Raw genomic sequence first — 253 nt, forward strand, 5'->3', positions numbered from 1 at the left:
GCGCTGGTGCCGCGCGACATCTTCATGGGCGCGGCCGATCTCGCCGTGACGAGCGCGACGCTGCGCAGCGAAAACGCGAAGCTCGCCAACAAGAATCTGGAACTGTCCGTGAAGGCCGGCGATGCGGCGCAGCTCGCCATCGAAAACGCGCATCTGCGCGCGCTGCTCAATCTCCAATCGCGCGCCACCACCGACGAAACGCCCGCCGAAATTCAGTACGACACGCGCGATCCGTTTACGCAGAAAGTCGTGA

General features: G+C 64.0%; 1 pseudogene. It reads left to right on the forward strand.

Annotation, left to right across the window (positions count from 1 at the left end):
- A pseudogene (locus tag NCR35_RS29835) lies at nucleotides 1-253 on the forward strand (rod shape-determining protein MreC); the annotation flags it as partial.

The sequence above is a fragment of the Caballeronia sp. AZ10_KS36 genome (assembly GCF_023631105.1).
Classification (GTDB): Bacteria; Pseudomonadota; Gammaproteobacteria; order Burkholderiales; family Burkholderiaceae; genus Caballeronia.